The organism is Clostridium frigoris, assembly GCF_018861865.1.
In the GTDB taxonomy this organism is placed as follows: Bacteria; Bacillota; Clostridia; order Clostridiales; family Clostridiaceae; genus Clostridium_AD; species Clostridium_AD frigoris.
This window is the reverse complement of the sequence record NZ_JAHLDV010000047.1, coordinates 15139-28585: the sequence shown is the minus strand read 5'-3', so window position 1 is coordinate 28585 and position 13447 is coordinate 15139. Positions and strand designations below refer to the sequence as shown.

11 protein-coding genes are annotated in these 13447 nt (G+C 30.6%); 1 reads left to right on the top strand and 10 read right to left on the bottom strand.

The window, feature by feature from the left end:
- Window positions 1-119 precede the first annotated feature (119 nt).
- The 6 genes from KPL37_RS15430 to speD form a co-directional block, all read right to left on the bottom strand.
- Window positions 120-2552, bottom strand: a complete 2433-nt coding sequence (locus KPL37_RS15430) for a glycogen/starch/alpha-glucan phosphorylase (RefSeq protein ID WP_343216289.1) — start codon at window positions 2550-2552, stop codon at window positions 120-122.
- Between the two features lie 92 nt (window positions 2553-2644).
- Window positions 2645-4078, bottom strand: coding sequence for a glycogen synthase GlgA (gene glgA, locus KPL37_RS15425; protein ID WP_216150799.1), 1434 nt, complete (start codon window positions 4076-4078; stop codon window positions 2645-2647).
- A gap of 80 nt (window positions 4079-4158) precedes the next feature.
- Entirely contained in the window at window positions 4159-5268 is a 1110-nt protein-coding gene (gene glgD, locus KPL37_RS15420) for a glucose-1-phosphate adenylyltransferase subunit GlgD (protein WP_216150797.1), read from the bottom strand.
- Between the two features lie 19 nt (window positions 5269-5287).
- Complete coding sequence (locus KPL37_RS15415) at window positions 5288-6442, bottom strand: glucose-1-phosphate adenylyltransferase (protein WP_216150795.1); 1155 nt, start codon at window positions 6440-6442, stop codon at window positions 5288-5290.
- A gap of 41 nt (window positions 6443-6483) precedes the next feature.
- Entirely contained in the window at window positions 6484-8400 is a 1917-nt protein-coding gene (gene glgB, locus KPL37_RS15410) for a 1,4-alpha-glucan branching protein GlgB (RefSeq protein WP_246578321.1), read from the bottom strand.
- Window positions 8401-8960: 560 nt separating this feature from the next.
- A complete protein-coding gene (speD, locus tag KPL37_RS15405; protein ID WP_216150793.1) occupies window positions 8961-9779 on the bottom strand; it encodes an adenosylmethionine decarboxylase in 819 nt (272 codons plus the stop codon).
- Between the two features lie 271 nt (window positions 9780-10050).
- On the opposite strand from speD, the gene asd reads away from it, so the two are divergent.
- On the top strand, window positions 10051-11133 hold the full coding sequence (gene asd / locus KPL37_RS15400; protein ID WP_216150791.1) for an aspartate-semialdehyde dehydrogenase: 1083 nt from the start codon (window positions 10051-10053) through the stop codon (window positions 11131-11133).
- Window positions 11134-11672: 539 nt separating this feature from the next.
- Here asd and KPL37_RS15395 read toward each other — a convergent pair.
- The 4 genes from KPL37_RS15395 to KPL37_RS15380 all read right to left on the bottom strand — a co-directional run bounded on the left by KPL37_RS15395 (window position 11673) and on the right by KPL37_RS15380 (window position 13339).
- On the bottom strand, window positions 11673-11813 hold the full coding sequence (locus KPL37_RS15395) for a hypothetical protein (RefSeq protein WP_216150789.1): 141 nt from the start codon (window positions 11811-11813) through the stop codon (window positions 11673-11675).
- A gap of 62 nt (window positions 11814-11875) precedes the next feature.
- Window positions 11876-12673: an alpha/beta fold hydrolase gene (locus KPL37_RS15390; RefSeq protein WP_216150787.1), complete on the bottom strand. Its 798-nt coding sequence runs from the start codon at window positions 12671-12673 to the stop codon at window positions 11876-11878.
- Window positions 12674-12759: 86 nt separating this feature from the next.
- Window positions 12760-12981, bottom strand: coding sequence for an alpha/beta fold hydrolase (locus KPL37_RS15385; RefSeq protein ID WP_246578320.1), 222 nt, complete (start codon window positions 12979-12981; stop codon window positions 12760-12762).
- Window positions 12982-13048: 67 nt separating this feature from the next.
- Window positions 13049-13339, bottom strand: coding sequence for a hypothetical protein (locus KPL37_RS15380; RefSeq protein WP_216150785.1), 291 nt, complete (start codon window positions 13337-13339; stop codon window positions 13049-13051).
- Window positions 13340-13447 lie beyond the last annotated feature (108 nt).

Genomic DNA, 13447 nt, shown 5'->3' with positions numbered 1-13447 from the left:
TGATAACAAAACTAATGTTTCATTCCTTTTAGATATATTTTCACTTTTCAAAGTACAATTTAAATCTTAAAATTTTCAATCTAGTTTTTTCATAGGTTAGTTAACACTATCGTTGTAAACTATGACTTAATATTAACAGGTGGCGTATCCCAAATTTCCTTTGCATATTTCTTTATAGTATTATCACTAGAGAAAATACCAGATTTGGCAATGTTTATAATTGACATTTGTTGCCAAACAGATTTCTTCCTAAACAACTTATCAATCTCATTATGAGCATTAACATAAGCGTCAAAATCTTTTAGCACAAAATACTCATCATTATGAGCAAGCAAACTCTCATATAAACCGCTAAATTCTGTTTTAGGTGTTTCTAAAAATCCATTTACTAATTGATTTAATACTGTATTTATTCTCAAATCATTATTATATATATAATAAGAGTTATAAGTTTTATTCTTATAATACTCAATTACCTCTTGAGCTGTAAGACCAAATAATATGATATTTTCTTTACCAACTGCATCAAATATTTCTACATTTGCACCGTCTAAAGTAGCTATTGTTATAGCGCCATTCATCATAAATTTCATATTACCTGTTCCTGAAGCTTCCTTTGATGCAGTAGATATCTGTTCACTTACATCTGCGCAAGGAATGATTTTCTCAGCGAGGGAAACCCCGTAATTTTCGAGGAATAATATCTTTATTTTCCCGCGAACTATAGGATCATTATTTATCTTGCTTGCCAAAGTATTAATAAGTTTAATAGTCTGTTTTGCTATATAATAGCTAGGTGACGCTTTTGCCCCAAATATAAAAGTCCTTGGAACCATATCAATATTAGGGTTTTCCAGTATTTGATTATATAAAAACATTATATGAAGTACATTTAAAGTTTGCCTTTTATATGAATGCATTCTTTTTACATGAACATCAAATATAGAATTTGGATCAATTGTTATCCCATATGTTGATAATACATGGTTTGAAAATATTATTTTATTATTTGTTTTTATTCTTTGTGTTTTCTCTTGAAAAGCAGAATCCTTTGCATAAGCCATTAACTTACTTAAATCATTTGGAGTTTTTATCCACCCATCACCAATAGTTTTTGTTATAAGTTTTGCAAGCTCAACATTAGAATTTAATAACCATCTTCTATGAGTTATTCCATTTGTTTGGTTATTAAATTTTTGTGGAAAGAATTCATAAAAATCTGAAAGTTCTTGATGTTTTAATAATTCTGTATGAAGTTTCGCTACTCCATTAACAGAGTGTCCCCCCACAATCGCAAGGTATGCCATTCGCACATATCCATTATAAATAATAGACATATTATTTACTTTATTCCAGTCACCATTATACTTATGATAAACTTCATTACAAAAACGCCTATTTATTTCTTCCACAATCATATAAATCCTTGGAAGTAATTTTTTAAACATATCCACAGGCCATTTTTCTAATGCCTCTGCCATAATTGTGTGGTTAGTATAGGCTGTAGTTCTTGTTGTAACATACCAAGCGTCATCCCAAGATAAGTTCTCCTCGTCCATCAGAAGTCTCATTAGCTCGGCCACTGCTACTGCAGGATGAGTATCATTTATTTGAACTGCAACGTGTTTATGAAACTCAAGAAGTGATATTTTCTTCTTTTTATAATTCTTTAAAATGCTTTGTAGCCCTGCACTTACAAAAAAATACTCTTGCTTTAGTCTTAATAATTTTCCTTTTTCATAGCTATCATCCGGATATAAAATTTGTGAAATAGCCTCTGCTGAGTATTTATTCTCACCAGCTTTGGCATAGTTGCCCTGACTAAAAGATGAAAAATCAAAATCTTCCTCCATAGTTTCGGCGCTCCAAAGTCTTAAAGTGTTTACAGTATTGTTTTTATAGCCTTTTATTGGAGTATCATAAGGCACCGCACGTACGCATTCAAAATTTTCATGAATAACTTTTGTTACCCCACCTTTATCCTCTAAATAGACATTCCCTCCAAATCTTACTTCAACAGCCTTATTTTCTTTTCTTATTTCCCAAGCATTCCCGTTTTTTAACCAATTATCAGGAACTTCAACTTGATAACCATTTTCTATTTTCTGTTTAAACAATCCGTATTTATACCTTATACCGCATCCATGACCAGGTACCTCTGTCGACGCCATAGAATCTAGAAAACACGCTGCTAGTCTTCCAAGTCCACCATTACCAAGTCCAGCATCTACTTCTATATCCTCTACCTCAATCAAACTAATCCCTAATTCGTGAAGCGCCTGATGACATATATCCCTTAGTCCTAGATTAACTAAATTACTATTGAGTAGCCGTCCAACTAAAAACTCCATTGAAAAATAATATACTTGTTTTCCTTTGTTTTTTGCATATTCTTTATTGCTTTCTATCCAAGGCTTTGCGCAATAATCTTTTATGAGTGCACCTAAAGCATAATATTGATGCAAAGGTGAAGCATCAACTGCCTCTTCTGCAAACATTGTTTGAAGTTTTTCTACATAATCCATTTTAAACATCTTTTTATCAATTACCACAACATTCACCACCTAGAAATTTTAGATTTCGCTTATGTTTATATCATATAAAATAAATATTATCATAGTAATATTTATTTTATATATATTATTTATCTTTTTAAATCGCTATATAATTCCATGTAATTTTTAGCAGAATTTTCCCAACTGTTGTCACAAGTCATAGCATTCTGTACTAATTTAGCCCATGTCACTTTATCTTTGTATAAATCTAGAGCCCTATTTATAGTCTCAAGTAATTCCCTACCACTATAATTCTCAAAAGAAAATCCATTACCCTTCCCAGTATACTCATTATAAGGAATAATTGTGTCTTTAAGTCCTCCAGTTTCTCTTATAATTGGTATACTTCCATATTTTAATGCTATCAACTGCCCAATACCACAAGGTTCAAATAGCGATGGCATCAAAAACATATCCGAGGCAGCATATATTTGCTGTGCTAAAGTTTCATCAAAAATAATATTTGATGATATTATACTTGGGTAAATAGACGCATAATACTGAAATATATCCTCATAATATCCATCACCATTACCAAGCAATACTATTTGAATAGGAAGGCTAAGAAGTTCTTGTAGTTTCTCAACAATTAAATCTAAACCTTTTTGCTTCACAAGTCTTGTCACAATTCCTATCATTGGTATATTCTCATTTATGGTAAGCCCTAATCTTGCCTGAAGTTTTAATTTATTTTTAACCTTTTGCTTTATAGTTTTAATATCGTAATTATATAATATTTTTTTATCAACTTCAGGGTTATAGATTTCATAATCTATACCATTCACTATTCCATATAAATTACTTGATCTTGATGATAATAATCCATCCAGTCTTTCTCCATAAAAAGGAGTTTGAATTTCTTTTGCATATGTCTTACTTACAGTAGTTACAGCATCCGCAAATACAATTCCACCTTTCATGAAAGAAATAGCATCATAAAATTTCATTTCATTTTCATTAAAGTACTTCCAATCCAGGTTTAATAAATCATATAATGCATCTTTGGGGAATATCCCTTGATATTGTAAATTGTGTATAGTAAACACACTCTTAATTTCATTATATAGATTGTCCTCATTATATTTATCTTTAAGAAGTATTGGTACAGATCCACATTGCCAATCATTACAATGAATTATATCTGGTTTAAAATCTCCCATGTATCTTATGGCTTCAAGTACAGCTTTTGAAAAGTAAGCAAACCTCTCACCATCATCATAATCTCCATATATGTGAGGTCTTTTAAAATAATACTCATTGTCTACAAAATAATAAGGCACTCCATCATACATTAAATGTTCTAATCCACAATACTGATTTCTCCATCCAACCTCTACATTAAAAGAAGCTATGTTCTCCATGCAACTTCTAAATGCCAACGGAATCTTACTATATTTAGGTAAAATTACTCTTGCATCTATTCCAAGTTTTCTTAAAGCCTTAGGTAACGCATATGCCACATCACCAAGACCTCCCGTTTTTATAAAAGGATAAGCTTCCGACGCCACAAATAATACTTTCATATAAATCCTCCCTTGACACATGAAAACAAATAACATGTCATCATAGTTATTTGTTTTCATGTGTCTTAAATTTAATGTTTTTACGCTCTAAATTTTTTCTCTATAACAACTGGAAACTCTCCATCACCCTCAAGTACTGTGTTCTCACTTATAACAGTATTTTTATCAATTATAACGTTAGTGAGTTTGCATCCTTTTTTTATTTCACAATTTTGAAATATTATACAATTTTTAAGTACAGCACCCTCTTCAACAGTAACCCTTCTTGAAATTACACTTTTCTCTATTTTACCCTTCAAAATACATCCATTTGAAATCAAACAATTGTTAACTTCTGATCCATTAAAGTATTTAGTAGGAGCTTCATCCTTACTTTTTGTATATATTAGTCCATTATTAAAATATAATTCCTTGGTTGTTTTAGCATTTAACATATCCATACTGGCTTTGTAATAATTCTGAATAGAGTTTATACACTGAAGGTATCCCTTAAACTCGTATGCATTTACGTTAAATTTTGATACTTCATTGTATATAGCAGTCTTTATTGAATTATAACTTCCTGTCTGAATACAGCTGTTTACAATATCTATAAGAGTCGTCTTTTTCATTATAAACATTTCCATTGATATGTTTAATTTTTCTTCGGCACCTATATTTTTGCCAATGCTTAAAACTCTATTGTCTTCATTAATATATAAAGTATTACAATCTACATAATGTTTTTTCCCATTATTTGTTTTTTTATATATTAAAGTTATATCACTACCAGATTCCTCATGATACTTAGCTGCCTCATTATAGTTCATGTTACATATCATATACGAAGAAGATATTATTACATATTCTTGCTTAGTTCTATAAATATATTCCATATTGCCGCTTAATACGTCTATATCCCTTAATTGCGATCTTTCTGATGTAAGATTAAATAAAAATAGCCCGTTTAGTTTTCTATCTAAATCCCAAGGTTTTCCTGAACCTACGTGATCAACTAAAGACCTAGATTTTGTATTTGTGAATATGCCTATATTATGGATACCTGAATTGACCATATTTGAAAGTACAAAATCAATAATTCTATATCTTCCACCTATTGGTATAGATGCTATAGGTCTTGATTTTGTAAGACTTTTTATATTATCTTCTTTTTCATTTAACATTAACATTCCTATATAATTTTTAAGCATTTTTTCGCCTCCCCTAATTTTATAATTTGTTAACTACTTTTAAATCAGCTTTAATTTCGCGTCCCTTTTCTATAACAATAATATCTCGACCATTACCTATATATGAGTTCCGTCTTATAATAACATCGCTTCCTATAATAGCCTTATCGATAACTACATTATTTCCTATTTTAGTATTTGGTAGAATTACTGAATTAGTTATTTTAGATCCTTTTCCAACATGTACATCTTGAAAAAGAACACAATTAGTTACTTCACCAAGGACCGTACACCCTTCGTTAAGCATAGCATTGTTTATACTTGCCTCTGCTCCTATATATTGTGGTGGAAGCATTGGATTAACTGTATATATTCTCCATTTATCGTCATGTATATCAAGATCATTATCATCGGATAATAAATCCATGTTTGCTTCCCAAAAACTTTCAATAGTACCAACATCTCTCCAATATCCTTTAAAATGATATGCATACAACTTTTGATTATTATTTAACATCTTTGTTATTATATTTTTTCCAAAGTCATGACTTGATATTTCATCTTGACTATCTTCTTTTAAAAGTTGTCTAAGCGCCGCCCAACTAAAAATATAAACTCCCATAGAAGCTAAATTACTCTTAGGTTTTTCTGGTTTTTCTTCAAACTCATAAATGGTATCATCATCCCTAGTATTCATTATTCCAAATCTACTACACTCATTATCTGGAACTTCTATTACTGCAATAGTAACATCTGCTCCCTTTTCCTTGTGATAATCTAACATTTTTGAATAATCCATTTTATAAATATGGTCTCCTGATAAAATAAGAACATATTCTGGGTCAAAGCTATCAATATAGTTTGTATTTTGAAATATTGCATCAGCTGTACCTTTGTACCAATTACCACCATCTTCATTTTGGTATGGTGGAAGAAGACTTACCCCACCATTTCTTCTATCTAAATCCCAAGGAGCCCCTATTCCTATATGAGAATTTAATGCCAATGGTTGATATTGAGTAAGAACCCCTACTGTGTCTATATCAGAATTAGAACAATTACTTAAAGAAAAATCTATAATTCGATATTTTCCTCCAAATGGCACTGCAGGTTTTGCCGTCATTTTTGTTAGTTCCTTTAATCTTGATCCTTGACCTCCTGCGAGTATCATAGCTATCATCTCTTTTTTTACCATTCTAATCTTCCCCCTTTTTATACTTAAACTATCGAGCCCTACTAAATACTTGCTTTTAATAAAACATTCTGGTTGTTTTTATTTGTTTTTTCTTGTTTTATAAAAATTATAGATAATGCCGGTAGAATGATATTTATACAATAAGGTTTATTATTCCATCTTTCCAAAATAGGCAATATACTCTTATCGTTTAATTTATTATTACCACCAAACATACTGTTATCGCTATTAAATACTTCAACATAATTTACTAATTCAGGAACACCAACTTTGTATTCCCCATATGAAACCTTTGAAAAATTGCAAACTACTATTAAATAATCATCCTTTTCATAACCTATCCTTACAAAGGAAATTACACTTTGATTAGAATTATTAGGATCAATCCAATTAAACCCCTCGCTAATGTGATCTTTTTGCCATAAAGCTTTTTCATTTTTATAAAATTCATTTAAAGCTTTAGTATACTGCTGAAGCTTTTTATGCATAGGATACTCTAAAAGAAGCCAATCCAAACCCTTATTGGGATCCCATTCAATAAACTGGCCAAATTCTCCCCCCATAAATAGTAATTTTTTACCTGGGTGAGCCATCATATACCCATAAAAAAGTCTTAAGCTTGAAAACTTATCATCATAATCACCTGGCATCTTGCTTAATAGTGACTTTTTGCAATGAACAACTTCATCATGTGATAAAGGCAATATATAATTTTCAGAAAAAGCATACATCAATGAGAATGTTATTAACCCATGTTGAGCTTTCTTTTCATTACTATTAAGTTGCATATATTTTAGCATGTCATTCATCCAGCCCATATTCCACTTATAATTAAATCCAAGTCCACCACTACTAGTAAGTGCGCTTACTCCCTTCCATGCTGTAGATTCTTCTGCAATCATTAAGACATTTGGATAATTTTTAAATACGGCATCATTTAACTCTTTTATAAATGATACGGCTTCTAAATTTTCATTAGTCCCCTTAAAATTTTTAAGAGTCATAGTGTGCCTTGTCCCATAATCTAGATACAACATGTTAGAAACAGCATCTACTCTCAGTCCATCAATATGATATAATTCAAACCAGAACATTGCGTTTGAAATAAGGAACTCGCGAACTTCAATTTTTCCTAAATCAAAGTTTGCGGTGCCCCAATCATAATTTTCACCGAGCTCTGGATTCTCATATTGATACAAATTCGTTCCATCAAATTTATAAAGCCCATGTTCATCTTTGCAAAAGTGACCTGGAACCCAGTCCAATATAATTCCTATATTCTTTTGATGAAATTTGTCTACAAGATACATAAAGTCTTTAGGGCTTCCAAATCTGCTAGTCAAAGAATAATAACCTGTAGTTTGATATCCCCAGGAATCATCTAATGGATGCTCCATCACAGGGAGTAATTCTATATGCGTATATCCCATGTATACCACATAACTAAGAAGCTTGTCTGCAATTTCCCTATATGAACAAAAACTATTCTCATGCCTACGAGCCCAAGAACCGAGATGTACTTCATATATGTTGAGGGGCAGATCGTAAGGCTTTTTTTTCTCCCTTTGCAGCATCCAATTCTTATCATCCCACAGGTATTCTTTTAGATTTGTTGCAATTGATGCAGTATTAGGTCTTACCTCTGAAAAATATCCATAGGGATCAGCCTTAAAAATTGACTTCCCCTGGTTTGTTATTATTTTGTATTTATATAAATCACCCTCTTTAATATTTTTAATAAAAATATTAAAAAAACCTGATTTATTTATATTTTCCATAGAATGAGAACACCCATCCCAATTATTAAAATCCCCAACAACCATAACTTTCTTTGCGTTTGGTGCCCATACTGAAAATTCAGCCCCTATTTCACCATTTCTTTTTGTAAGTTTACATCCCATAAATTTGTAACTATTAGTTGCATTTCTATGCGATAAGAAAGTTTCTACATCATTCATATCTACCACCTCCCCCCTCAAAAACTAAACAAACTATAATTTATATAAATGTGTTTTAATTTTTATAATAGTAAACACATCAATAATCATAATTGTCCTGATGTTAAATCATCTCCTGTGGAGCTGCAACATTAACAACTTCAGAAGGAAATTTATATTACCACTAAAGTTTACTATTTGTTAGGATGTGTACTTCCCACTTATAAAAATGGGAGACTTTCCTTCCGAAATGTCGTTAAATACTTAAATAAACAAAAAATAACTTTATTTCTTTTTATTAGTTAAAAATGTTTTTAATAACATATTTACAACATATTTAAAATTATAACATATATTACAGTAACATTGTGGTAAAAATTGTATTTTGTTTTTAAAATAACTAGAGGTTTACTCCTTTTTATTTCTATAACTATTGAAACCGTTTAGATATAATGTAATTTTTATTATTTAAGCATATTTAAACACCTAACAAAATAATTAATTGCCATTTATCTAAATACGCCTTTTATTTGTTTCTTATACGTTTTTATATATTTTTCCTTTATATGTTTAATATAACATTAATCAGTACAAATATCCATACCATAAAATATTTCTTTCATCTCTTTTTCAAGTTTTTTAACAATACTCGCTTTTTCATCCTCATTTAAGTCTTCTTGTTTAATTTCGAACAAATAATTGTCAAGTTCAAAATCATTTAATATCATTTTTGTATGAAATATATTTGATTGATATATATTCATATCCATTAAGGTATATCTATCAATTGTTTCTTTAGCAATATAATTTTGTATAGAATTAATTTCATGATCTATAAAATGTTTTTTACCATCCATATCGCGAGTAAAGCCACGAACTTTATAGTCAATAGTAATAATATCTGAGTCAAAACTATCTATTAAATAATTTAGAGCTTTTAATGGTGAAATTTCACCACAAGTGGCTACATCTATATCCACTCTAAAAGTACTTATATCATTTTGAGGATGACTTTCAGGATATGTATGGACTGTTACATGACTTTTATCTAAATGTCCTACAATATTTTCCCTTATTGGAGTTAGAATTCCTCTATTACAAGAAGGATCTACCACATATAACGGAATTTCTTCCTCTGAAATAAGTAATGTTACACTTGCTCCTTGAGGATCATAATCTTGCTTTGCAATGTTTAACACATTAGCACCTATCATTTGTGTAACATCAGTAAGAATTTTTGTTAACCTCTGTGCATTATATTGTTCATCGATATACTCTATATATTTCTTTCGATCCTCAATTGTTTTTGTATAACAAACATCATAAATATTAAAACTTAATGATTTTGTTAAATTGTTAAATCCATATAGTTTTATTTTATTTTTGTCATTTTTAGCCAACTTTATTCCCCATTTCTCTTAAACTTTTTATGAAAAAAATACAACTTATTATCTCATTATAAAGTCATAAATTTATCATCCATACCCATTCTATATAATAAATTGCTTGAAGTATATACTTTTTAACATTATAATCATTTATAATAGTAACATATAAAATTCTTATGTTTATTATTACTATTCCCAATATAACATGGATATGAGTATATTCATGTGCAATATTTATAATTTTACACATTTATACATCATTAGAATCGGAGGTATTAATACAATGAAAAAACTAAAAGTCGGATTATTAGGTGGAACTGGATTTGTTGGTCAACGTCTTGTTACACTACTTGAAAATCACCCTTATTTTGAAATAGCTGTTATTGCTGCTAGTGAGAACTCTGTGGGTAAAACTTATTTTGACGCAGTAAATAAAAGATGGAAATTGGATGTTCCAATGCCAGGTAGCGTCAAGAATATAGTAATAAAAAACATAAATGAAGTAGATGCAATAAGCAGCGAAGTAGATTTCGTCTTTTGCGCTGTTAATATGCCAGCAAATGAAATAAGAGCAATTGAAGAAAGTTATGCAAAAGCTGAAACTCCTGTAGTTTCAAATAACTCTGCACATCGAAGTACACCAGATGTTCCAATGGTTATTCCAGAAATAAATTCAGACCATTTCAAATTAATTGAAGCACAAAAGAGGAGACTAGGAACTAAAAGAGGCTTTATTGCAGTAAAACCCAACTGCTCAATCCAAAGTTATGTCCCTGCTATAAGTGCTCTTCTAGAATATAAACCTACTAAAATATTAGTTTGTACATATCAGGCTATATCTGGATCTGGTAAGATTTTCTCAGACTGGCCAGAAATACTCGATAATGTTATCCCATATATAGGTGGAGAAGAAGAGAAAAGCGAACAGGAACCTCTAAAAATTTGGGGTCATATAGAAAATGATAAAGTGGTTAATGCACAGCAGCCTATAATTTCGACTCAATGCATACGTGTTCCTGTTGCTGATGGTCACTTAGCTGCAGTGTTTGTTTCCTTTGAAAATAAACCATCAAAAGAAACCATACTCGAAAAATGGGCAACTTACAAAGGAAAGCCTCAAGATTTGAAGCTTCCGAATGCTCCTGAAAAGTTCTTAACATACTTTGAAGAAAATGATAGACCACAAACAAGACTTGATAGAGATATTGAGAAAGGTATGGGAATATCACTTGGAAGATTAAGGGAAGACAAAATATTTGATTATAAATTTGTTTGTTTATCCCACAATACTCTACGTGGTGCAGCCGGTGGCGCAGTATTATCTGCTGAGCTTCTAATGAATGAAGGGTATCTAACTTCTAAATAAAAGAAATGTATCAAGTATGAACTTTCACCTGCATGGTTCCAAATAAGAGATTAAAACATGAAATGCCATTAAGAAATTCTAATATTTTGCGAATATAAAATTCTCTAGCGCTCACACTCGACGTCCTGTCTCGGGTTCGCTAGCCTGCCTTCCTGGCAAGCTTACGAGAATTTTATATTAGCAAAACAAGAATTTCTAAATGGCATTTCAATTGTTTCTGCTCTTCTTGTTTGGTGCCACTTCCGGAGAAATTCATACTGTTATTCATTTACACTACGATATATTGCAGATAAAAAATACTAAATCTCAATAACCACACAAAAAAATCTTTTAGCCGATAGGCTGCGGCTATGATACATAACCCTTTAATTAAATTTTTCAAGTCAAAAATTTCTAATTGGAATTTCAATTGTGTCTGCACTTCTTATTGGAGTCACTTTCGGAGGAAGTTCATTTTGTTATGTATCTTATATTTAGAGGAATGAGCTCTTCGTTCCTTTGGAACGAATTGGCAAATCAGAAAAGCATGAAAAAGAGCCCTATTTAGGCTCTTTCTTTGCTAGTTTATTCTTTATTTTATTTTTTATTTCAGGATCGCTATAAATCTCAGCTCCCGCTTCTATATCATTATTACCAAGAGCGGCCATTTTCAATTTAGTTGCTGTTAATTTACTACTCATTTAACATTCCCCTTTCTATACTATTTTTTTCAATAATAACTATTTTATACATGGAACCATAATCATAATCCACAAATAAAATTATTTATTTCTTTATTAACATCATCATAGTTATCCGCATTAGAAAAATGTGATGCACCTTTGATTATATGAAGAGGATAACCTTCTTTTTTCGACCACTCTTCACAATAGTGTTTCACTTTTCCTGTTTTATCATATTCACCTACTAAAATCAGAACAGGAAAATTAAAATGTACCGATTCTTTTCTGTCAAAAACTCTGCCATAGGCTATACCCATTTGTTCAACAATATCTGCCTTACTCAAAGGCTCTAGCATTTTAAGTATCATATCATATGCATATTGTGTTTTTGAAACAGATTTTGCCATGCTTTTACGTAACATTTTATCAGTAAACCATTTTGCCATGGGCTCAACCTGTTTAATCCACCATCTATCTATTGTAGAATAGTAGCTTTGGCCGAGTGATGTGGTATCTAAAGCAATAAAAGCACTTACTTTACCTGGGTAGTGTATTGCAAATTCTTGACATGGGTAGCCGCCCATTGACATACCAACCAATATGACCTGCTGAATATTTTCGACGTCAAGTATTGTTTTCAATTCTATAGCAGTATTTTCGTAAGAAAAATCAGTATAAGGACGAGATTCTCCATGTAAAGGTACGTCCCATGTAATGACAGTATATTTATTCGAAAAATATTCAACCTGTTTATCAAACATCATATGATTTGCTGTTAACCCATGTGTGAACACAATACACCTTGCATTTTTATCCTCTCTTTTGTTTATCCAATAATGAGTTGTCCCACGCTCCGATTTTACACTTTTATGTTCCATAGTTAATTTACCTCACTTTCGCAAAATATAAATAACATTTAACACCGTCTATAAATATGTTTTAATTCATATACATGTATGGATTATTATTCTCTTATATTGTTTGAAAAAAGTTGTTGCAGTAAATCAAGATATTTCTCTGGATAGATTAGACTAATTTCTCCATGTCCATCAATAATTGGTGTTACAATACAATAATCATTTTGTAAAAATTCAATTTGTGGGTTCCACGACCACCAAGACAATCCACCCCCGTGAAGAAAAATAATAACAGGCATATTTTTATTGCCGAATTCTTTAAATATCATGTGCTATGCCTCCTCCATATATTAACCCCTTCTCAATACATTTCAGAACTTTATTTCTAAATAAATTTTATACTCCCCAAATCAGAGTTCCTACATGCCAAAAAATTATTGGCCAAAATAATAATATAAAATTAATTGCTATTAAGAATATCCCTAATCTTGTTTTATGTTTAATTAATCCAACCATTGAAAGTATTCCACCAATAATTGCAAATACAGATGGTCCAAAATATAATAATAATCCTTCTAACCGTGTAGACTGAGTCGGTATTAGTTGAATAAACTCATTTACCAATACCAAAAAGGATACTATTAAAATGCCTAATGAACATTTTGTAAATATACTTTCTTTTTTCATAGGCTGTCTCCTTAAATTAAAAATATTTTCACTTTTTTACAATTTAGTTTATCGTTTTCTTTATATGGCATAACTCTTAGATTTATATTAGAATAAATACATAATAAT

Excerpts from the sequence above, each read along its gene's own strand:
- asd (WP_216150791.1), top strand. The coding sequence starts at position 10,051 with ATGAAAAAACTAAAAGTCGGATTATTAGGTGGAACTGGATTTGTTGGT.
- glgA (WP_216150799.1), bottom strand. The coding sequence starts at position 4,078 with ATGAAAGTATTATTTGTGGCGTCGGAAGCTTATCCTTTTATAAAAACG.
- KPL37_RS15380 (WP_216150785.1), bottom strand. The coding sequence starts at position 13,339 with ATGAAAAAAGAAAGTATATTTACAAAATGTTCATTAGGCATTTTAATA.
- KPL37_RS15395 (WP_216150789.1), bottom strand. The coding sequence starts at position 11,813 with ATGAGTAGTAAATTAACAGCAACTAAATTGAAAATGGCCGCTCTTGGT.
- glgD (WP_216150797.1), bottom strand. The coding sequence starts at position 5,268 with ATGCTTAAAAATTATATAGGAATGTTAATGTTAAATGAAAAAGAAGAT.
- KPL37_RS15415 (WP_216150795.1), bottom strand. The coding sequence starts at position 6,442 with ATGGTAAAAAAAGAGATGATAGCTATGATACTCGCAGGAGGTCAAGGA.
- KPL37_RS15390 (WP_216150787.1), bottom strand. The coding sequence starts at position 12,673 with ATGGAACATAAAAGTGTAAAATCGGAGCGTGGGACAACTCATTATTGG.
- KPL37_RS15385 (WP_246578320.1), bottom strand. The coding sequence starts at position 12,981 with ATGATATTTAAAGAATTCGGCAATAAAAATATGCCTGTTATTATTTTT.
- glgB (WP_246578321.1), bottom strand. The coding sequence starts at position 8,400 with ATGAATGATGTAGAAACTTTCTTATCGCATAGAAATGCAACTAATAGT.